Annotated in this window: 22 protein-coding genes and 1 riboswitch; of the genes, 16 read left to right on the top strand and 6 right to left on the bottom strand. The window is 40.1% G+C overall.

The window, feature by feature from the left end:
* The first annotated feature begins 77 nt into the window (after positions 1-77).
* The 4 genes from ACPT9C_RS02590 (at position 78) to ACPT9C_RS02575 (ending at position 1,565) form a co-directional block, all read left to right on the top strand.
* The gene (locus tag ACPT9C_RS02590) at positions 78-347 is read left to right on the top strand and encodes an AbrB/MazE/SpoVT family DNA-binding domain-containing protein (protein WP_050948831.1); all 270 of its coding nucleotides are present in this window, start codon (positions 78-80) and stop codon (positions 345-347) included.
* Entirely contained in the window at positions 347-703 is a 357-nt protein-coding gene (locus tag ACPT9C_RS02585) for a type II toxin-antitoxin system PemK/MazF family toxin (protein ID WP_230304889.1), read from the top strand. The genes ACPT9C_RS02590 and ACPT9C_RS02585 overlap by 1 nt, the downstream gene beginning before the upstream one ends.
* Positions 704-985: 282 nt before the next feature.
* A complete protein-coding gene (locus ACPT9C_RS02580) occupies positions 986-1,267 on the top strand; it encodes a hypothetical protein (protein ID WP_230304890.1) in 282 nt (93 codons plus the stop codon).
* 4 nt (positions 1,268-1,271) lie between these two features.
* Positions 1,272-1,565, top strand: coding sequence for a hypothetical protein (locus ACPT9C_RS02575; protein WP_050948828.1), 294 nt, complete (start codon positions 1,272-1,274; stop codon positions 1,563-1,565).
* Positions 1,566-1,618: 53 nt separating this feature from the next.
* On the opposite strand, the gene recO is transcribed toward ACPT9C_RS02575, so the two are convergent.
* The 4 genes from recO to epmB form a co-directional block, all read right to left on the bottom strand.
* Positions 1,619-2,329 carry a DNA repair protein RecO gene (gene recO, locus ACPT9C_RS02570; protein ID WP_050948827.1) on the bottom strand — a complete coding sequence of 237 codons (711 nt, stop codon included), beginning with the start codon at positions 2,327-2,329 and terminating at the stop codon, positions 1,619-1,621.
* Between the two features lie 2 nt (positions 2,330-2,331).
* Positions 2,332-2,736 carry an MliC family protein gene (locus ACPT9C_RS02565; protein ID WP_050948826.1) on the bottom strand — a complete coding sequence of 135 codons (405 nt, stop codon included), beginning with the start codon at positions 2,734-2,736 and terminating at the stop codon, positions 2,332-2,334.
* A gap of 58 nt (positions 2,737-2,794) precedes the next feature.
* On the bottom strand, positions 2,795-3,994 hold the full coding sequence (gene oapA / locus ACPT9C_RS02560) for an opacity-associated protein OapA (RefSeq protein WP_050948825.1): 1,200 nt from the start codon (positions 3,992-3,994) through the stop codon (positions 2,795-2,797).
* A 98-nt stretch (positions 3,995-4,092) separates the two neighbouring features.
* Positions 4,093-5,109 (bottom strand): EF-P beta-lysylation protein EpmB, encoded by a 1,017-nt coding sequence (epmB, locus tag ACPT9C_RS02555; protein ID WP_050948824.1) that lies wholly within the window; start codon positions 5,107-5,109, stop codon positions 4,093-4,095.
* Between the two features lie 37 nt (positions 5,110-5,146).
* Between epmB and efp the strand changes: the two genes are divergently transcribed.
* From efp to yegQ, 10 genes are all read left to right on the top strand, one after another.
* Positions 5,147-5,713, top strand: a complete 567-nt coding sequence (gene efp / locus ACPT9C_RS02550) for an elongation factor P (protein ID WP_005544066.1) — start codon at positions 5,147-5,149, stop codon at positions 5,711-5,713.
* A 205-nt stretch (positions 5,714-5,918) separates the two neighbouring features.
* Positions 5,919-6,007, top strand: a riboswitch (TPP riboswitch).
* A gap of 73 nt (positions 6,008-6,080) precedes the next feature.
* The gene (locus ACPT9C_RS02545) at positions 6,081-6,803 is read left to right on the top strand and encodes an ABC transporter ATP-binding protein (protein ID WP_050948823.1); all 723 of its coding nucleotides are present in this window, start codon (positions 6,081-6,083) and stop codon (positions 6,801-6,803) included.
* Positions 6,800-7,537 carry an ABC transporter permease gene (locus ACPT9C_RS02540; protein ID WP_050948822.1) on the top strand — a complete coding sequence of 246 codons (738 nt, stop codon included), beginning with the start codon at positions 6,800-6,802 and terminating at the stop codon, positions 7,535-7,537. The genes ACPT9C_RS02545 and ACPT9C_RS02540 overlap by 4 nt, the downstream gene beginning before the upstream one ends.
* 22 nt (positions 7,538-7,559) lie before the next feature.
* Positions 7,560-8,504 carry an ABC transporter substrate-binding protein gene (locus ACPT9C_RS02535; RefSeq protein ID WP_050948821.1) on the top strand — a complete coding sequence of 315 codons (945 nt, stop codon included), beginning with the start codon at positions 7,560-7,562 and terminating at the stop codon, positions 8,502-8,504.
* 9 nt (positions 8,505-8,513) lie between these two features.
* Positions 8,514-9,161: a thiaminase II gene (gene tenA, locus ACPT9C_RS02530; RefSeq protein ID WP_050948820.1), complete on the top strand. Its 648-nt coding sequence runs from the start codon at positions 8,514-8,516 to the stop codon at positions 9,159-9,161.
* 14 nt (positions 9,162-9,175) lie between these two features.
* A complete protein-coding gene (gene thiM, locus ACPT9C_RS02525) occupies positions 9,176-9,967 on the top strand; it encodes a hydroxyethylthiazole kinase (protein ID WP_050948819.1) in 792 nt (263 codons plus the stop codon).
* Positions 9,960-10,769, top strand: coding sequence for a bifunctional hydroxymethylpyrimidine kinase/phosphomethylpyrimidine kinase (thiD, locus tag ACPT9C_RS02520; RefSeq protein ID WP_050948818.1), 810 nt, complete (start codon positions 9,960-9,962; stop codon positions 10,767-10,769). The genes thiM and thiD overlap by 8 nt, the downstream gene beginning before the upstream one ends.
* Before the next feature lie 10 nt (positions 10,770-10,779).
* A complete protein-coding gene (thiE, locus tag ACPT9C_RS02515) occupies positions 10,780-11,460 on the top strand; it encodes a thiamine phosphate synthase (RefSeq protein ID WP_050948817.1) in 681 nt (226 codons plus the stop codon).
* Positions 11,444-12,748 carry an MFS transporter gene (locus ACPT9C_RS02510; protein WP_118879887.1) on the top strand — a complete coding sequence of 435 codons (1,305 nt, stop codon included), beginning with the start codon at positions 11,444-11,446 and terminating at the stop codon, positions 12,746-12,748. The genes thiE and ACPT9C_RS02510 overlap by 17 nt, the downstream gene beginning before the upstream one ends.
* 168 nt (positions 12,749-12,916) lie before the next feature.
* Entirely contained in the window at positions 12,917-14,296 is a 1,380-nt protein-coding gene (gene yegQ / locus ACPT9C_RS02505; RefSeq protein WP_050948815.1) for a tRNA 5-hydroxyuridine modification protein YegQ, read from the top strand.
* Positions 14,297-14,329: 33 nt separating this feature from the next.
* Here the strand turns inward: yegQ and srmB are convergent, their stop codons facing one another.
* Entirely contained in the window at positions 14,330-15,649 is a 1,320-nt protein-coding gene (gene srmB, locus ACPT9C_RS02500; RefSeq protein WP_050948814.1) for an ATP-dependent RNA helicase SrmB, read from the bottom strand.
* Positions 15,650-15,718: 69 nt separating this feature from the next.
* On the opposite strand from srmB, the gene ACPT9C_RS02495 reads away from it, so the two are divergent.
* Positions 15,719-16,417 carry a tRNA1(Val) (adenine(37)-N6)-methyltransferase gene (locus tag ACPT9C_RS02495; RefSeq protein ID WP_050948813.1) on the top strand — a complete coding sequence of 233 codons (699 nt, stop codon included), beginning with the start codon at positions 15,719-15,721 and terminating at the stop codon, positions 16,415-16,417.
* 27 nt (positions 16,418-16,444) lie between these two features.
* Here the strand turns inward: ACPT9C_RS02495 and ACPT9C_RS02490 are convergent, their stop codons facing one another.
* Positions 16,445-17,320, bottom strand: a complete 876-nt coding sequence (locus ACPT9C_RS02490) for a VirK/YbjX family protein (protein WP_050948812.1) — start codon at positions 17,318-17,320, stop codon at positions 16,445-16,447.
* 190 nt (positions 17,321-17,510) lie between these two features.
* Here ACPT9C_RS02490 and lon point away from each other — a divergent pair, with 190 nt between their 5' ends.
* Complete coding sequence (gene lon, locus ACPT9C_RS02485; protein WP_050948811.1) at positions 17,511-19,922, top strand: endopeptidase La; 2,412 nt, start codon at positions 17,511-17,513, stop codon at positions 19,920-19,922.
* Positions 19,923-19,928 lie beyond the last annotated feature (6 nt).

Genomic DNA, 19,928 nt, shown 5'->3' with positions numbered 1-19,928 from the left:
TATTTTATTTTTGCTTTACATTTCCTAAAAACAGTCTCACAATGTTACACAAAGTAACACAAAAAGAAAGGGATATTATGCAAGCGACATTAAGACAACAAGGCGGAGCAGCCGTATTAACTGTGCCGATGGCAATTTTACAACAAATGGGATGGCAAATTGGTCATAAAATTAACTTAGAAGCGCAGGGAGAGTGCGTTGTGCTTACACCAATTAAACGTCAAGCAAGAGGACGAAAAACCGTTGCTGAACTATTGTCAAATATTGATAGCCAAGAAATTGCAGCATTAAATGCTTCAGTGTCAAATTTCACGCAATCTGAACCAACAGGAAAAGAGGTATGGTAATGCGAATGCCTAAAAAAGGCGAAATTTGGTATGTCGATCCAGATCCCACTAAGGGGCAAGAATTACGTAACCCGCATTATTTTATAGTCGTTTCAGATGAATTACTTAATAAGGCTTTAGGAACAGCTATTTGTTGTCCAATATCATCTGGTGGGAATTTTGCTCGTTCACAAAATGTCACTGTAGTTATTGATGGAAATAGTACTCAATCAGGCAAAGTAACAGGTGTAATTTTATGTCATCAAGTTCGTGCATTAGATTTAAACGAGAGACAAGCAAAATTTGCCACAAAAGCAGAAGATTATTTAGTCGATGAAGTGATTATGAAATTAGTAGATTTGATTGATCCACAATAAATAGTAAAAACCCAAAGGTGGCAACAGCATTTACTGTACCACTAGTGATATTTCCATCTTTATATAAGCCAGTAATCGCTGTTTTTTTATACTCTTTTTATAGCCAATTTGCCAGTAAGTATACTTACTGGTGTTATCTCTTTACAGAGATAACACAAACATCTTGCTAAGAAATTTTCTATAATAAGGAATAAAAAATGAACAAATTTAAAATAACTGTTACTACAGCATTACTCGGTTTATCATTAATGCGCTTATCTACTTACTCTTATGAATTCACTCTTGAACAAGCAAAAAATAGAAGATGCAAGGACGAAGCACGCAATTCAGGCAGCTATTGAAATGGGTGCAGGTAATTATTCTAAAGCTATAGAATATGCTGAATCTGTAGCAAACGCACCTATTAACGACTTTAACCAACCTGTGATTGCAGGGGCTCAACTTGTCCTCGGCTATAGTTATTTAGCTAAGAAGAATAGAAAGAAAGCAATATTATGGTTTCAAAAATCTTGTAAAAATAGCAAATCTGATAGTTGCGAAATGTTAGAAGAAATTAAGAAATAGTAAAATGAATGATCTATTTATCAGTTCTGCAATTCTTATAGTTTTACTTTTAATTGCATTATTTGGATTAAAAGTAATGAATATAGAAAGAACAATTGGAAAAATTATTGTGCTTTTGTCATTAAGTGTTGGATATGCTTTTACCTTAGGCGATGTTCTTACATTTAATAATGAAAATATGCCTGTCTTAAATTGCATTCAGTTAATATATTATTCTGCAATAAGTTTCTTTGTTTTCGGCTTTGCTGGATTATTTTTTAGCACAAAAGCAGGAATAAGTGAAAACGGTTTAGAATAAACATCATAGGCAAACATTGTTTGCCTTTATTTTTGCTTTACATTTTTAAAAAATCATTTTAACAAGAGAATGTGCTGTGAAAATAACTCTCGGCTTTTTAGCGGTTTATCGCCAAGATAAGGTTTCAGCGCAATACGAGTGAAGCGTTTTGCTGCTTGACGTACCGCATCATCAGAAAAATCGAGGGCTTCAAAGGCTAACAAATCTCTACCGTAAAACGTGAGATTATCTTTCACTAAAGACGCAATGAAACCTTTTTCCTCACGATAACGGTATGTCATTGAGAAATCCACTGGCTCGCCAGAGCCTGCACAATGCAGAAAATCCACGCCGTAACCAAGAATTTGTAAAAGTTGAAATTCAAAAAGACGCAATGTTGGCTCAACGTTGGTTTCCGTTGCCAAGCCTGTTAAGCATTTTAAATAATGTTGAAACAGCGCAGGATTTGGCGTTTCAGACTCAATAACACGAGTGAGTAATTCATTTACATAAAAGCCACTATAAAGGGCGATTTGTTGTAAAGGCAGTGTAATTGCGGCGGGTTCAGCTTTGGTAAGGGTTTTCAATGCGTTTTTTCCCGTCCAACGCAATAATAAAGGTGTGAAAGGTTGCAAAACCGATTTCCAAGATGAACGCTTTGCGCGCGCCCCTTTTGCAATGACTGTTAAACGCCCACTTTCTTCAGTGAATAAATCAACTAAAAGGCTCGTTTCACTGTAAGGGCGGCGATGCAAAACAAAACCACGTTGAAGTTCGCTTTGCACGATTATTGTCCAGATAAGCGTTCACTTGTTTGTGAAACACATTGCGTTGCTAAAATTTCGCCGAGATTTGTTTTTAGCGTACTAAAATCATCACGCTCTTGCCACATCCAACGAATATTAGCGTAATTTTTACCACGTTCAGAAATCATTAAGGTGAGTTTTTCTGATACGCCTTGAAAAGTGACAGTGACATAATGCAAATTTTTTTTGTATTTTTTATGCGTGGCGTGTACAACTCGAACAACTTTATCATCTTGACATAAATATCGGTCAGCTTCGCCTTTTTGTAAGGCTTTATCCACTTTTTCTACTTGCATTTTTTGCGCTTGGGGCGTTGTCACATTCGTATTTTGCGTACAGCCAGCCAGCAAAAGTGCGGTAAAAATAAGAGATGTTTTTTTCAACATAAATCCTACCTTGAGAAAAGAATTTAAAAAGAAAAAAGGCGATTACTCGCCCAAAAAATTATTTTTTATATCGATAAGAACCATCAGACTGACGAACAAAACGCGCGCCATTGGATAAACGCATTTCATTTACTCGCCCTTGATTATTCACAGATACCGTTACTTTATCGCCAGATTTAAAGCTACTTAAAACATTTCCCGCCCCTGCCGCTTTGCTCATTGCGTTTACATCGGAAATATTAAGTTGATTATCACGGAAGACTTGCATCAGTGAAACACCTTTCGGCACAGTTAATGTTTTTGCAGAAAGGCGAGAGGCTGTAGATTTACTCACAGGTTTTGCATCAACGATTTGAACTTTCTTTTCTTTTTTATCTTGAACAGGTTTGGCTTCAACAATCGGTGCTTTTCCTGCTGTTTCAGCGACGTTTTGTTCCGTTGCTTTTGATGGAGCCTGTGCTTTCTCCGCCACTTTCACTTCTTTTTTCGCGGTATCTTTATGCGCAACTTGTGGCTCTACCGCTTTTTTCATCGGCTGAACAGGCACAGTTGGTTTTGGCTGTTCTGTTTGCGTTTGTGCAGGTTGCATTTGAGGCTGTTCCGCTTGAGCTGCTTGCATAGGTGCAACAGATGCCGCAGCCATTTCATTTGGCATTTGATTTTGTGCAGGAGGGTTATCTAAAATCGTGGTTTCAACTGGTTGATTTTGATCTAACGATTGGAACTGCACAGGAATTTCATTACTGTTAGATTGAGTGAAAGACTCAACGGTGTCAGAACTTGGTTTTAATGCAAAGAAAATAATCAATAAAATAACCAACACAAAAATAGCCATAAATAAACGACGATGTTTTGCTGGCAATACTTGTAATACTTTCCATTTTTCTGGTTGAGCTAAAATAGGTTTTTCAGCCTTTTCGACGGTTTCATCAGCGTTATTTTCAGCATTGATTTCTTCATCAACCGCAGAAATATTTTCTTCTGTGGAATTTGTTTGAAGAACAGGCTCTTGTTCCGTTCTCAATGTTTCGCTAGAAATAAAAGGTGTGCTTTCTTGAGCAGGAGTATGCCCAAAAGTGGGTTCTTTACGTTGCTGAAAGTTAGTTTGCACGTGATTTTTTTTGGTAAACAACCCTTTTGCTTTACCTAAAATTGATGAACTTGGCTGAACTGCTTTCTTTGGTGTAATCGGCTCTGCTTGATTAAGTCCTAAATCTAATTCATTTTGGGATGACGATCCGTTTTGATGTTGATTCATAGAACCCCCTAGAGTACGCATAATGTCTGTTATTGAGATTAACCAGAAAATTGAAGCCACTAAAGTGTGGCAAAAAATTATGCGTATTTTATCGGATCTTATTCTGCGTATAAAGTCTTATTTGGCTCGCCCGCAATTTCTCGTGCAAGTTTAGGAACAAGATAGCCAGAAGTCAGAGATTGCAAGGTTTTATAGATTTGCATAGCTTCAATATCGCTAATCAGAAAATGGCTCGCCCCTTGCACTTTATCCAGCAAATGCAAGTAATAAGGCAAAATGCCTGTTTGGAAAAGTTTATCACTCAATATTTTTAGAATTTGTGCATCATCATTCACGCCTTTTAGTAAAACGGATTGATTCAAAAGCGTGACATTCACGGCGTTTAATTTTTGCATCGCATTAGTAAAAATTTGATCAATTTCATTCGGATGATTAATGTGTGTCACCATCACTTTTTGCAAAGGAGTTTCTGCTAATAAAGTGCAAAATTCATCAGTAATTCGTTGCGGAATGACAACAGGCAAACGGGTGTGAATACGCAAACGTTGTAAGTGCGGTATGTTTTCCAAATGTTTTATTAGCCACGCTAATTCGTGATCTTTCGCCATTAAAGGATCGCCACCTGAAAAAATCACTTCTTCAATTTCAGAATGTGCTGCAATGTAATCTAATGCCAGCTGCCAGCTTTTTTTATTTCCTGGATTTTCATCGTAAGGAAAATGTCGGCGAAAACAATAACGACAATTTACTGCACAACCGCCTTTTGCCATAAAGAGCAAGCGATTTCTATATTTATGAAGAATATTTGGCACCGCATTGGCATTTTTTTCTTCTAAGGGATCTGTACTAAATCCCTCCGCTTGCACAAATTCTAAATCAGAGCACATCACTTGCAAGAAAAGGGGATCTTGCGGATTGCCTTTTTCCATTTTATCAATAAAAGGTTGTGGCACGCGGAGCGAAAAAAGTTTCCGCGCAGCAATAGATTGCTCAAAATCATCTTCTGGTAAATTTAAGGCTTTTAGCAATAATTTAGGATCTGAAATGGCATTTTTTAGAATTGTGAGCCAATTTTGTTCTTCTCTAATGACGGGTTCTTGGGTTAAAATACGCACTTTTCAAACCATCTCTCATTTTTAGGATATTTCAAATATGGCCACATATACTACCAGTGATTTCAAACCGGGTCTAAAATTTATGCAAGACGGCGAGCCTTGTGTAATCGTTGAAAATGAATTTGTAAAACCAGGTAAAGGTCAAGCATTCACTCGTACTCGTATTCGTAAATTAATTTCAGGCAAAGTATTAGACGTAAACTTTAAATCTGGCACCTCAGTTGAAGCGGCTGATGTTATGGATCTTAACTTAACTTATTCATACAAAGACGATGCGTTTTGGTATTTCATGCACCCAGAAACATTTGAACAGTACTCTGCAGATGCAAAAGCTGTAGGCGATGCAGAAAAATGGTTATTAGACCAAGCAGATTGTATCGTGACTTTATGGAATGGCGCGCCAATTACTGTTACTCCACCAAACTTTGTTGAATTAGAAATCGTCGATACAGACCCAGGCTTAAAAGGCGATACCGCAGGCACTGGCGGTAAACCCGCAACATTAAGCACTGGTGCAGTAGTAAAAGTACCTCTTTTCGTTCAAATCGGCGAAGTAATCAGAGTTGATACCCGCTCTGGCGAATACGTCTCTCGCGTAAAATAATCATTTAGATAAAAAAGTGCGGTTAATTTCTGCGATATATTATGTTGTAGTAATAAAAAGCACTGAAATTCATTCAATAAAAATGCCTTTCTGTTCATAAATAGGAAAGGCATTTTTTATAAATTTAGTTTTTCTAAAAAATCATAAACCAAAGCCAATAAAATTCAGCCTTGTTTTATTTTTCATTACAGTATAGAATTTTTCCCACTTTTAGTCGGGGTGCCGAAAGGCTGAGATGATACCCGTGAACCTGAAACAGTTAGCACTGACGTAGGAAACTAATATGCCAATAAATCCATTTTCTTTTCATTCCATTTCTTATCCTTTCTTTTTTATTACGCATTCCCTTTAATCATTGAGGCGAGCGATGGTGCGTATTCAAGATTTGAGTCTTGCATTTAATGGGCAAACGTTATTTGAGCATCTTAATTTAACCCTGTTGCCGAACGAATGGGTAAGCTTGTTGGGCAGTTCAGGCGTGGGAAAATCGACACTTTTGCGACTACTGGCGGGCATTGAAACGCAAGGCGTGGTGCAGGGGAAAATCCTAGTTGAACCGACAATTCGTATTGCGTGGTTGCCTCAAAAAGAGACGCTTTATCCGTGGCTATCAATTGTCGATAACGTGCAATTGCAAGCGGTCTTATTTGGGCGAAAATCTGCAAAAACCACTGAAAAAGCTAAAATGTTGCTTGAAAAAGTGGGAATGGCAGCACATTGGCACAAGCCTTGTTCGCAACTTTCAGGCGGGCAAAAACAGCGGGTTGCCTTGGCACGCACCTTAATGCAAGAGGCAGATTTGATTTTGCTAGATGAGCCTTTTTCCGCTCTTGATGCCATCAGTCGCCATCAACTTCAAGATTTAGCCCTTGAACTGCTCGAAGATAAATCAGTGCTGCTCGTAACCCACGATCCGCAAGAGGCGTTGCGACTAAGCCATCGTATTTTTGTACTGCGTTCGCCTGAAACTCATCAAACAGCATTATCGGCGGTAATTTTGCCCGAAGGTAACGCCCCGCGTGAGTTGCATCAAGCCAATTTATGGGCGTTGCAGCAGCAATTATTGAGAGAATTAGGGGGCGAACAATGAAAATTCGCCTACTTAAACCGCTTTTAATTGTAGGTGTGTTGTTGATGCTCTGGCAAATGGTTGCAACCTTGGGCAGCTTCCCACACTACATTTTTCCCTCACCGCAAGCTGTAGGGCAGCAGTTGTTCACACACGCTGAGCTGCTTTGGCAACATACGCAAGTCACGTTGTTAGAAATCTGCTTAGGACTGTTGTTAGGCTTTCTGTTTGGGTTGATTTCGGCGTTGTTGCTCTCATTTTCTCGTCAAATTTCTGCCGTGTTATTGCCGATTTTGGTCATTTCGCAAGCGATTCCTGTGTTTGCTATCGCACCGTTGTTGGTGTTGTGGTTTGGCTATGGAATGGCATCCAAAATTGTGATGTCGGTGCTGATTATCTACTTCCCCGTCACGGCAGCTTGTTATGATGGACTACGCAACACCCCACAAGCGTGGCTCGATCTGGCGAAAACCTTTAACATTTCCCCCTTGCGTTTATTACTTAAAGTGCGATTACCTGCGGCTTTACCTGCTTTTGCTTCGGGCTTGCGTATTGCCGTTTCGGTTGCCCCGATTGGTGCGGTGGTGGGCGAATGGGTAGGTTCGTCTGAAGGGTTGGGGTATTTGATGATTCACGCCAATGCCCGAATGCAAGTCGATTTAATGTTTGCTGCCTTACTAATTTTAGTGTCAATTTCACTCTGTTTATATTTCAGTATTGATAGGCTATTACATCGTTTTATTTGGTCTGTTTAACTTTTCATTAAAGGAGAAAAAAATGAAGACAGTCATCCGTTATTTCAGCTTTGTAATGGGGCTAATGCTCACGCTTCCTAGCTTTGCAAAAGAGAAAATCAGCGTAATGCTAGATTGGTATGTAAACCCCGATCACGCAGCCATCATTGTGGCACAGCAGAAAGGTTTTTTTGAGAAAAATAACCTTGAGGTTAATATTATTGAACCTGCTGATCCAGCATTACCGCCGAAATTAGCGGCGGCAGGAAAAGTTGATTTAGCCGTGAGTTATCAGCCTCAGCTTTATCAACAAGTGGCAGAAGGCTTACCCTTAGTACGAGTGGGTTCACTGATTTCAAATCCATTAAATAGCGTAGTGGTGCTAAAAAAGAGTAATTTGAAAACCCTTGCTGATTTAAAAGGTAAAAAAGTGGGGTATTCTGTCAGCGGTTTTGAAGATGGATTGCTTGAGACAATGCTTCATTCTATTGGTTTAAGCAATAAAGATGTGGAATTAGTGAATGTAAATTGGTCCCTTTCGCCCTCCCTTTTAACTGGACAAGTGGATGCTGTGATTGGTGCATTTCGTAATTTTGAACTCAATCAGCTTGCTTTAGAAAAGCAAGAAGGTATCGCATTCTTCCCTGAACAATATGGCGTGCCTGCTTATGATGAATTGATTTTAGTAGCGAACAAAAACAATATTGCCTCTAAAAAAATTTCCGCTTTTTTAACCGCACTTGAACAAGCTACAACCTACCTACAAAACAACCCAAATGACGCATGGCAAGCCTTTGTCAGCTATAAACCGAATGAACTCAACACGCCATTAAACCAACTAGCGTGGAAAGACACGCTCCCCTTCTTAGCCAATAAACCTCGTCAATTGGATGCCAAACGTTATCAACAAATGGCGGAATTTATGCATCAAAAAGGCTTGATTCCAAAAGCACTTGAATTGAAAGACTATGCTGTCGAATTACAGTAAGGGAAAATGATGATCAACCAACTAATTCAGCAAGCGCAACCTTATTGGAAGCAATATGTTGAGCATGAATTTGTGCAACAGCTCGCAAAAGGTACGCTGCCAAAAGCTTGTTTTCAACACTATTTGAAGCAGGATTACCTCTATCTGTTCCACTATAGTCGAGCCTTTGCTTTGGGTGTATATAAAGCAAAAAATTTTGCGGAAATGGAAATTCCTCGCAAAACCTTAGAGATTCTTTGCCAAGAAATTCAACTACATTTAAATTATTGCCGCCAATGGGGCATTAGCGAACAAGAGATTTTTGCTACTCAAGAAAGTGCCGCTTGTATTGCTTATACCCGCTATTTGCTTGATTGCGGCATGACGGGCGGTTTAGCTGAGCTTTATGCAGCCGTGACCCCTTGTGCTTTGGGTTACGCACAAGTCGCCCGCTACATCACAGAAAATTATCCAAAACTACCAAGCAATCCTTATCAAACGTGGATTGATACCTATGCGAGCGAGGAATTTCAACAATCCGCCCAAGAAACCGTTGATTTTCTTACCGCACTTTGCAAACCGCTAAACCCAAGCCAACTTGCCGAGATTCAACAGATTTTCACCACCGCAACCAGAATGGAAATTGCGTTCTGGCAAATGGGGTTGGATTTGGCTTAACAACAGGAGACAAAATGAAATCCATCTATCTATCCAAAATCCGTGAGCAGAATCCGCTCATTCATAACATCACCAACATTGTGGCAGCGAATTTTAGTGCCAATGGCTTGTTAGCATTGGGGGCTTCGCCATTGATGTCGGCGAATGTCGAAGAAATGCAGGAAGTACCGAAAATCAGTCAAGCGTTGGTCATTAATATCGGCACGCTGATTGGAAAGGAGCGAGAGGCGATGTTATTAGCGGGCAAAACCGCGAATGCGGTTGGGATTCCTGTGGTGTTAGATCCTGTTGGTGTGGGGGCAACGAGCTATCGCCGTGAGACCATTCGTGAGCTTTTAGCCGAGGTAAAATTTGCTCTGATTCGTGGCAATGCAGGTGAACTGGCTGCGATTGCAGGAGAAGCATGGCAGGCAAAAGGTGTAGATGCAGGGCAAGGCGAAGTGGATTTAAAAGCCGTTGCCGAGAAAGTGGCTCAACGCCATGGCTGTACGGTGTTGATTAGCGGAGTGGTGGATATTGTCAGCGATGGCACACAAACTGCGACCATTCACAACGGCACGCCATTGTTCCCGAAAGTCACGGCTTCGGGGTGTCTGTTGAGTGCCGTGTGTGCGGCTTTTTTAGCGGTAAGTGAAGGGAATTATTTTTCTGCGACATTAGAAGCCTGTGTAGCATACACCATTGCAGGCGAGTGTGCGGCGCAAGGCTTAACCACACAAGTGGGACAGTTCCAAATCCGTTTGTTGGACGAGCTTGCTGCACTTTCCCCTGAAACCATTGGACAAAGAGGGCGCATTAATGAGTAATGTGAAACAAGTTTTAACCATCGCAGGGTCAGACAGTGGCGGTGGTGCAGGCATTCAAGCGGATCTTAAAACCTTCCAAATGCGCGGCGTGTTTGGTACATCCGTAATTACAGCAGTTACGGCACAAAACACACTTGGCGTATTTGATATTCACCCTATTCCACTGAAAACAATTCAAGCGCAACTGGAAGCGGTCAAAAATGATTTCCAGATTGCAAGTTGCAAAATTGGTATGTTAGGCAATGCAGAAATTATTGAATGCGTGGCCGATTTTCTTGCTGATAAACCATTCGGCACGCTGGTGCTAGACCCAGTGATGATCGCCAAAGGTGGGGCACCGTTATTGCAACAGCAAGCGGTGAGTGCGTTAAGCCAAAAATTGCTGCTGTTGGCAGACGTGATTACACCGAACATTCCCGAAACGGAAGCGTTAACGGGGATTGCGATTGTGGACGACACCAGTATTCAACAAGCCGCAAAAGCCTTGCAAAAACAGGGAGCGAAGAATGTGATTATTAAGGGTGGACATTCGCTCAATTCGCAAAGTGAGCTGTGCCAAGATTGGATCCTTTTACAAAACGGCGAATATTTCGCTTTGCAAAGTCCACGTTTTGATACGCCTCATACGCACGGCACAGGCTGCACCTTTTCTGCCTGTTTAACCGCTGAATTGGCGAAAGGTGAACCGTTGCAAAGTGCGGTAAAAACAGCGAAAAATTTTATTACCGCTGCGATTTCTCACCCGTTGAATATTGGTCAAGGACACGGACCGACAAATCATTGGGCTTACAGTCGCCTTTAAGGATTGAAAGATGAAAAATATTCAAAAAATCTTACCGCTTTACTTTGTGGCAGGCACGCAAGATTGCCGTCATTTGGGCGAGAACTTGTCAGAAAATTTATTATTCGTGCTAAAACAAGCGTTAGAAGGCGGGATTACCTGCTTTCAATTTCGGGATAAAGGCAAATTTTCGTTAGAACATACGCCTTCAGTACAGAAGGAATTGGCGATTAATTGTCGTGATTTGTGCCGTGAATATGGCGTACCGTTTATTGTGGATGATAATGTTGATTTAGCATTGGAAATCGAGGCGGATGGTATTCACGTTGGGCAAAGCGACATGCCAGTGCAAGAGATTCGAGCTAAAACAGATAAACCGCTGATTATTGGTTGGTCGGTGAATCGTTTAGATGAGGCGAATATTGGGGAAAATTTAGCGGAAATTGATTATTTTGGAATTGGCCCGATTTTTCCAACGCAATCAAAAGAGAATCCGAAGCCAACGCTAGGAATGGCGTTTATTCAAACTTTGCGAAATGCGGGCATAACTAAACCGCTTGTGGCAATTGGTGGAGTGAAGTTAGCTCACGTTAAAACCTTACGAGAATTTGGTGCGGACGGTGTGGCAGTAATTACAGCCATCAGCCAAGCAGAAAATGTTAAAGCAGCAACAAAAGCATTACGGGAGGCAAGCGATGAATACGCAAAATAGTCTAAAACAGGTTGCGACGGCAACGATGGTCGGCACAGCAATTGAATATTTCGATAACTACATTTACGCAATGGCAGCGGTATTGGTATTTAACCATCAATTCTTCCATGCCGCAGATCCACTTTCAGGGCAGATTGCGGCACTTTCCACTTTAGCACTCACTTTTATTGCTCGTCCTTTGGGAGCAATATTGTTCGGGCATTTCGGTGACCGTTTCGGGCGGAAAAATACCTTTGTGATGAGCTTGCTGTTGATGGGCGTTTCCACTGTGGTTATTGGTTTGTTGCCAACCTATGACAGCATCGGTATTTGGGCGACAATTTTGCTCTGTTTGTGTCGCATCGGGCAAGGTATCGGTTTAGGCGGAGAGTGGGGCGGTGCAGCGTTAGTTGCGGTCGAAAATGCTCCCGAAGGTAAACGAGGTTGGTATGGCACTTTCCCACAATTAGGGGCACCGCTTGGCTTGTTGTTAGCAAATAGCGTATTCTTAGGCATTACGGCAATTTTCGGGCAAGAAGCTATGGCGGAATGGGCGTGGAGGATACCGTTTTTATCTTCCGTTATCTTAGTGGCAATTGGCTTATATGTTCGCCTAAAACTAACTGAAGCCCCGATTTTCCTCGCCGCACTCAACAAACCCCAACCAAAACGCTTACCAATGTTGGAAGTTGTCACTACTCATTTTAAGCCGTTTTTCTTAGGAATGTTGGTTTGCATCGCAGGCTATGTGCTGTTCTATATTATGATTGCCTTTAGCCAAATTTATGCAAAATCTGCCCCAACAGTATCAGAAGCTGGTTATGCAATGGGATTAGGATTTTCACCACAAATTTTCACCGCTTTATTGATGGCAAGTGCGGTTTCTTTGGCAATAACGATTGCCGCTTCGGGTAAATATATCGATAAAATCGGACGAAGAACTTGGTTAATTTGGACAACTGTTGGCGTTGCGATTTTTAGTTTATCCTTACCGTTATTTCTCGAAAACGGTACAACTGCTAGTCTGTTTTGGTTTTTAATCATCGGTATGGGCTTAATTGGAATGGGCTATGGGCCATTAGCGAGTTTTTTACCTGAACTCTTCCCTACTCACGCCCGCTATTCAGGTGCTTCTTTAACCTATAATATTGCAGGTTTATTCGGGGCAAGTGTTGCAGCAATCATTGCCTTACCGCTGAATGCTCACTACGGCTTAAAAGGTGTGGGGATTTATTTAACCCTAAACGCTGTGTTGAGCTTGGTTGGATTATGGTTTATTTCAGAAACGAAAGATAAATTACTATCCTAAGATTTGAGGAATTAAATACAATCTATTAAGCGGTTAAATTTTACATAAAATTCTACTAAGAATTTAACCGCACTTTCCTTTACAAGCCAAATATTTTCTCTACAATACCCCACCTAACGATTTACCTTGAGTAAATCCCTGACCTGAAATCAGACAAAAGAGAATATTATGACAACCCAATTCAAACCAGAATTACTTTCCCCTGCAGGCTCTCTTAAAAATATGCGCTATGCGTTTGCTTATGGTGCTGATGCGGTTTATGCAGGACAACCTCGTTATAGCTTACGTGTACGCAATAATGAATTTAATCACGCCAATTTGAAAATCGGGATCGATGAAGCCCATTCCCTTGGCAAAAAATTCTATGTAGTGGTAAACATTGCGCCCCATAATTCCAAACTCAAAACTTTTATTAAAGATTTACAACCTGTCATCGATATGAAACCAGATGCTTTAATTATGTCTGATCCAGGCTTAATTATGTTGGTGCGTGAAAATTTCCCTAATATTGATATTCATCTTTCTGTGCAAGCCAATGCGGTAAACTGGGCAACGGTAAAATTCTGGAAACAAATGGGATTAACTCGTGTGATTTTATCGCGCGAACTTTCAATAGATGAAATTGCTGAAATTCGCCAACAAGTGCCAGATATTGAACTCGAAATTTTCGTACATGGTGCATTATGTATGGCGTATTCTGGTCGTTGCTTGCTTTCTGGCTATATCAACAAACGCGATCCAAACCAAGGCACTTGTACTAATGCTTGCCGTTGGGAATACAAAATGGAAGAAGGCACCACCGATGAAGTGGGCAACATTGTGCCAAAAATCGATCCTGCTCAACAAATTGAAGTCAAAAATGTAGCTCCAACTTTAGGCGAAGGTGCAGTAACAGATAAAGTTTTCCTTTATACCGAATCACAAAAGCCTGACGAACAAATGACGGCGTTTGAAGATGAACACGGCACCTACTTTATGAATTCAAAAGATCTACGTGCCGTACAACATGTGGAAAAATTGACCACACTTGGTGTGCATTCTTTAAAAATCGAAGGCCGTACAAAATCATTTTATTATTGTGCAAGAACTGCTCAAGTTTACCGCAAGGCAATTGATGATGCAGCCGCAGGCAAACCATTTGATGAAAATTTAATGGATACGTTAGAATCCCTTGCACACCGTGGTTATACCGAAGGTTTCTTACGTCGTCATACGCATGATGAATACCAAAACTACGAATACGGCTATTCTATTTCTGATCGTCAGCAATTTGTCGGTGAATTTACGGGTAAACGTAACGAACAAGGTATGGCAGAAGTGGCAGTAAAAAACAAATTCTTACTTGGCGACAAGGTAGAAATGATGACGCCACAAGGCAATATTAATTTCAAAATTGAAAAAATGCTAAATCGTAAAAATGAAGCAGTTAATGCCGCACTAGGTGATGGGCATTTTGTGTTTTTAAATGTGCCACAAGATATTAACTTAAATTACGCTTTATTAATGCGTAATTTAGTCAATACAAATACAAGAAATCCACATTGCTAGTGTGATATAAAACAGAATTTAAATCATACCTAATTAAATATTACTGCTACTTGGCTTGCGTCGTTTGCCGATATTTTTCGTATCCTTATGACGCAATTTTACTTTTTTCTTTGCCTCTGTTTTTTTCTTTTCTTCACGTTTTTCTTTAATACGTGCCTTTTGTTTTTTGCTTACCGATTTCACTTCGCCATCTTTTGGTGGCTTAGTACGAGGTTCTAAACCCTCTAAAATGCGCGCCTTTAAAATTTCCTCGGTATAGCGTTTGATTTTACCTAGTAACTTATAATCATGAGCTTCGACAAAAGAGACTGCCGTGCCTTTTTTACCTGCTCGCGCGGTACGTCCAATTCGATGTAAATAAGTATCCGCACTATAGGGCAAATCAAAATTCATAACGTGGCTTACATCGTCAATATCAATACCACGTGCAGCCACATCGGTTGCAACTAGTACCGTCACAATACCTGATTTCAACTTATCAATGGCATTGTTACGTTGAGTTTGTGCCATTTCGCCCTCTAAATACGCAGAACGAATGCCTCGTTTACGCAATGTTTCAGAAAGTTCTCGTGCATCTTCACGACGACGAACAAACACAATTCCACGCGTCACTTCTTCAGTTTCAATAAAACGCGCGAGCAATTTGATTTTGTGTTCATTGCTGTCTGCATGGTAATACCATTGGTTGATTTTTTTTCTTTCGCGGCGACTTGGTTCCGCATCTACTTTCACAGGATCACTCAATAAACGCTCTGCAAAATCGACCAATAATTCTCCTTCTAAGGTTGCAGAAAACAACAAGGTTTGTTTTCGCCAACGGGTTTCAGCCGCAATTTTTTCTGCATCTTGCCCAAATCCCATTTGTAACATTCTATCGGCTTCGTCAAAAATAAGCATTTCAACGGAACGGCAATCAAAATTTTCTTCCTTAATGTATTGCAATAAACGACCAGGCGTAGCCACCACCAAATCTTGATTGGTATTGAACACATCACCGTGATTTTGATACGCCACGCCACCTGTAATTGTCGCAATATTTAAATGAGTGAACTGCGCTAACTCTTCCGCTTGTTCTGCCACTTGCATTGCCAATTCACGGGTTGGTGTTAATACCAAAATACGCGGAGAGCCCGGTTTACGGCGTGGATAATCCAATAAATGTTGTAGCGCAGGTAATAAAAAAGCAGCAGTTTTCCCAGTTCCCGTTGGTGCAGAGCCTAATACATCACGCGCTTCCATTGCGGCAGGAATGGCTTCCATTTGAATAGCTGTTGGGCGGGAATAACCTTTTTTCTCAAGTGCTTTTAAAAGCTCAGGAGAAAGATCAAATTGTTCAAATTGGGATAAATTCATTATTGTGCGGTTCTTTGTTAAAATTAGTGGGGATTATACCTGAAAGTGCGGTCAATTTACGAAAAATTTATGAACGGATTTACCTTTAAACAATTCCATATCAATCAAGATTCTTGTGCCATGAAAGTCGGCACTGATGGCATTTTGTTAGGTGCTTGGGCTGATGTAAAACATTGTAAAAATATTTTAGATATGGGCAGTGGCACAGGATTATTGGCTTTAATGTTAGCACAACGAACTGAAGGAAACTGTCAAATTCAAGCGGTTGAACTCGATCCCATTGCAGCAAAACAAGCACAAGAAAACATCAATAATTCGGTGTGGAAAAATCGCATTCAACTTATTCAAGCGGATATACAACATTTTTTACAAACCACTGAACAAACCTTTGATTTAATTGTGGCAAATCCACCTTATTTTGAACAAGGTATTGCTTGCAAAAATGAAGAAAGAGCATTGGCTCGTTATACCAAGCAAAGCCATTTAAATTGGTTAGAATGGGCTGCCACACGCTTATCGGAAAATGGGAGAATAAGTTTTGTTTTGCCTTATAATGCGGGGAAAACGCTCATAAAATCCACCGCACTTTTTTGTATAAAACAGACGAATGTTATTACAAAAATAGGAAAAACGCCACAAAGAATGCTACTTACCTTTGCCAAACAACCCCAAGTTTTAATGCAAGATCAATTGGTAATTTATGATAAGGACAATCAATACACTGAAGCGTTTATTGAATTGACTAAAGACTTTTATATCAAGTTTTGACCGCACTTTTTTACCGCACGTTCTTCGTTAGAGTTGCTGAATATCCAATGCCATTTGGTCTAGCATTTCATAACGTTTACGATACATAGAACGTTTTTTACTTGCAATATCTTCTAACTGTTTGCGTTCAATATCCAAAGGTAATTGCCAATAATTATGGCGATATTCCCCTTGGTTTTCTTGCCAAAATTCATCGTAATTAAACAAAATCTTACTGCGTGCAGAAAGACGATATTTTCCTTGTGCTTTGTGCGGAATCCCCACTAACTCACATTGCCATTTTTCAGCAAGCATTTTGAACGCATTAACCAACATAAACATTGGACGCATACCGTGCAATGCTTTTGTTGCTTGTTTTATAAGCTCTTGAGCATTACCACTTGAGGGGCCTTGAATTGAGGCGATAAGCAATTTATTCGGGCTTAAAAAAGTGAAAGACGCATCATATACTCGTTCGTTATTTTGATTGCGAATATTAATAGAAAAATATCCCTCAAAGGGATCGATATGATTGATACTCAAAGATAAACGCAAATCCTCTGTTAATTGGGTTAGCACGATATGTTGTTGATCTAATAATTGTTGGCAAAGCAAACGCCCTATTTTTTCTTCTGCCAAACGTAAATTCTCCGTAATCGCCGTTAAACGTTCTGCAGCAGAAAAGCGTTTATCGCAAAAAGTAGTCAAAATTGTATTTATACGATAATAATCTTGTGTAAATAAAGGCTGCCATTGCGTTTCTTTATTAAGAAAATCCACTAATTGGTTACATTGCTTTTGATACAACCATTTATAGCCATAATAGCGTAATTTTTCCCGCACTTGTTTGAGAAAAGGGCGATCCTTAGAATAAGGATACATTTGAACATAGGTGGGGAAAATAAAATTATTTTTCGTGGACATAATTCAATATTTTGTGCAATTTAATAAAATTTTTCGTTATTCTAGCCATTATCACTTCATTTGCCAAAATTCTTTTTGTTAGAAACCCACTTTATAAGTCAGATTTTGTTATAATCTTTTCCTTGAATTCCTTTTCCCTACCCCCATATTTACCCAAATTATCAGAACGAAATTATAAGAGAGACCAATTATGGCGAAGAATATCCAACGTACAATGCCCGTATTGCCATTACGCGATGTTGTCGTTTTTCCTTATATGGTAATGCCACTTTTTGTAGGGCGTGCAAAATCCATTAATGCCCTTGAAGAAGCAATGAATGATGATAAACAGCTTCTTTTGGTATCCCAAAGAGAAGCAGATTTAGAAGAACCGACCCCTGAAGATTTATTTGATGTGGGTACTATTGCTAACATTATTCAGTTATTAAAATTACCTGATGGCACAGTAAAAGTGCTAGTTGAAGGTCAAAATCGCGCGAAAATTAACAACCTTGAAGACGGCGAAAAATGCTTTTCTGCCCAAATTACCCCTATCGAAACCACTTATGGCGATGAAAAAGAGTTAGTAGTGGCAAAAAGTGCGGTGCTTTCTGAGTTTGAAAATTATCTTACCCTCAACAAAAAAGTGCCTGCAGATATTCTCAATGCCCTTCAACGTATTGATGATGTTGATCGCTTAGCTGACACAATGGCAGCCCATCTCCCTGTAAGCATTCGCCATAAACAAAATGCGTTAAAACTCGCTAATGTGCAAGAACGTTTAGAATATTTGCTTAGTATGATGGAATCAGAGGCTGATATTCTTCAAGTGGAGAAACGTATTCGTGGTCGTGTCAAAAAACAAATGGAGAAAAGCCAGCGAAACTATTATTTAAGCGAACAAATTAAAGCCATTCGCAAAGAAATGGATGGTGGAGAAAATGAAGATACCATTGATGAAGTTGAACAACTGCATCAAAAGGTGGAAGCGGCAGGCATGCCGGCAGAGGTACGCGACAAAGTAGAAAATGAATTACAAAAACTTAAAATGATGTCGGCGATGTCTTCTGAAGCAACCGTAATACGCAGTTATATTGAATGGATGATCCAAGTGCCTTGGCATCAACGTTCTAAAGTGAAAAAAGACATTGTTAAAGCACAGCAAGTTTTAGATACCGATCACTATGGTTTAGATCGTGTGAAAGAACGTATTCTTGAATATTTAGCAGTACAAGCTCGTTTAAACAAAGTGAAAGGCCCGATTCTTTGTTTAGTTGGCCCTCCGGGTGTAGGTAAAACCTCTCTTGGTCAGTCCATTGCCAATGCCACTGGTCGTAAATATGTGCGGATGGCATTAGGCGGTGTTCGCGATGAAGCAGAAATCCGTGGTCACCGTAAAACCTATATTGGTGCATTACCAGGTAAATTAATTCAAAAGATGGCAAAAGTGGGGGTTAAAAATCCATTATTCTTGCTTGATGAAATCGATAAAATGGCATCCGATATGCGAGGCGATCCTGCCTCAGCATTGCTTGAAGTATTAGACCCTGAGCAAAACACCACATTTAATGATCACTATTTAGAAGTGGATTATGATCTTTCTGATGTGATGTTTGTGGCAACATCAAACTCTATGAATATTCCAGGCCCATTGTTGGATCGTATGGAAGTGATTCGTCTTTCTGGTTATACCGAAGATGAAAAACTTAATATCGCGATGCGTCATTTGTTAGCCAAACAAATTGAACGTAATGGTTTGAAGAAAGGCGAACTTACCGTCGAAGAAAGTGCAATTTTAGATATTATCCGCTATTACACACGTGAAGCGGGCGTGCGTGGGCTAGAACGTGAAATTTCAAAAATCTGCCGTAAAGCCGTGAAAAATTTATTGGTAAATCCAAAACTTAAATCTATTACGGTAAATTCAGATAATCTGCACGATTATCTTGGCGTAAAACGTTTTGAATTTGGCAAAGCTGACACACAAAACCGTATTGGCGAAGTAACTGGTTTAGCTTGGACAGAAGTGGGCGGCGATTTACTCACCATTGAAACAGCCTCCGTTGTGGGTAAAGGAAAACTTTCTTTCACTGGTTCATTAGGCGATGTGATGAAAGAATCCATTCAAGCGGCAATGACAGTTGTACGAGCTCGTGCTGAAAAATTAGGTATTAATTCTGAGTTCCATGAAAAACGCGATATTCACATTCACGTGCCAGATGGTGCAACACCAAAAGATGGCCCAAGTGCAGGTATTGCAATGTGTACTGCATTAGTTTCTTGTTTAACAGGTAATCCTGTGCGTGCTGATGTGGCAATGACGGGAGAAATCAGTTTACGCGGTAAAGTATTACCAATCGGTGGATTAAAAGAAAAACTTCTTGCAGCACATCGTGGCGGAATTAAAACCGTATTAATTCCAAAAGAGAACGTTAAGGATCTTGAAGAAATTCCAGAAAACGTGAAACAAAATCTTGCAATTCATGCGGTAGAAACCATTGATGAAGTGCTTGGTCTTGCGTTGGAAAATCCACCAGAAGGCATTGAGTTTGTTAAAGTGGAGGCTAAACCTAAAGCACCACGCCGTAAAGTGACGAGTAAATCGGAAAGAGCGGTCAATTAATTGAAT

The sequence above is a fragment of the Haemophilus sp. HN_Hi16 genome, assembly GCF_049823435.1.
Lineage (GTDB): Bacteria > Pseudomonadota > Gammaproteobacteria > Enterobacterales > Pasteurellaceae > Haemophilus > Haemophilus influenzae_D.
The sequence above is the reverse complement of the archived record's forward strand: the minus strand, read 5'-3'. Positions and strand labels throughout refer to the sequence as shown.

Bases quoted from the DNA above. Each gene is read 5' to 3' on its own strand.
- ACPT9C_RS02590 (WP_050948831.1), top strand. From the start codon at position 78: ATGCAAGCGACATTAAGACAACAAGGCGGAGCAGCCGTATTAACTGTG.
- ACPT9C_RS02585 (WP_230304889.1), top strand. From the start codon at position 347: ATGCGAATGCCTAAAAAAGGCGAAATTTGGTATGTCGATCCAGATCCC.
- ACPT9C_RS02575 (WP_050948828.1), top strand. From the start codon at position 1,272: ATGAATGATCTATTTATCAGTTCTGCAATTCTTATAGTTTTACTTTTA.
- ACPT9C_RS02565 (WP_050948826.1), bottom strand. From the start codon at position 2,736: ATGTTGAAAAAAACATCTCTTATTTTTACCGCACTTTTGCTGGCTGGC.
- oapA (WP_050948825.1), bottom strand. From the start codon at position 3,994: ATGAATCAACATCAAAACGGATCGTCATCCCAAAATGAATTAGATTTA.
- efp (WP_005544066.1), top strand. From the start codon at position 5,147: ATGGCCACATATACTACCAGTGATTTCAAACCGGGTCTAAAATTTATG.
- ACPT9C_RS02545 (WP_050948823.1), top strand. From the start codon at position 6,081: ATGGTGCGTATTCAAGATTTGAGTCTTGCATTTAATGGGCAAACGTTA.
- ACPT9C_RS02540 (WP_050948822.1), top strand. From the start codon at position 6,800: ATGAAAATTCGCCTACTTAAACCGCTTTTAATTGTAGGTGTGTTGTTG.
- ACPT9C_RS02535 (WP_050948821.1), top strand. From the start codon at position 7,560: ATGAAGACAGTCATCCGTTATTTCAGCTTTGTAATGGGGCTAATGCTC.
- tenA (WP_050948820.1), top strand. From the start codon at position 8,514: ATGATCAACCAACTAATTCAGCAAGCGCAACCTTATTGGAAGCAATAT.
- thiM (WP_050948819.1), top strand. From the start codon at position 9,176: ATGAAATCCATCTATCTATCCAAAATCCGTGAGCAGAATCCGCTCATT.
- thiD (WP_050948818.1), top strand. From the start codon at position 9,960: ATGAGTAATGTGAAACAAGTTTTAACCATCGCAGGGTCAGACAGTGGC.
- thiE (WP_050948817.1), top strand. From the start codon at position 10,780: ATGAAAAATATTCAAAAAATCTTACCGCTTTACTTTGTGGCAGGCACG.
- ACPT9C_RS02510 (WP_118879887.1), top strand. From the start codon at position 11,444: ATGAATACGCAAAATAGTCTAAAACAGGTTGCGACGGCAACGATGGTC.
- yegQ (WP_050948815.1), top strand. From the start codon at position 12,917: ATGACAACCCAATTCAAACCAGAATTACTTTCCCCTGCAGGCTCTCTT.
- srmB (WP_050948814.1), bottom strand. From the start codon at position 15,649: ATGAATTTATCCCAATTTGAACAATTTGATCTTTCTCCTGAGCTTTTA.
- ACPT9C_RS02495 (WP_050948813.1), top strand. From the start codon at position 15,719: ATGAACGGATTTACCTTTAAACAATTCCATATCAATCAAGATTCTTGT.
- ACPT9C_RS02490 (WP_050948812.1), bottom strand. From the start codon at position 17,320: ATGTCCACGAAAAATAATTTTATTTTCCCCACCTATGTTCAAATGTAT.
- lon (WP_050948811.1), top strand. From the start codon at position 17,511: ATGGCGAAGAATATCCAACGTACAATGCCCGTATTGCCATTACGCGAT.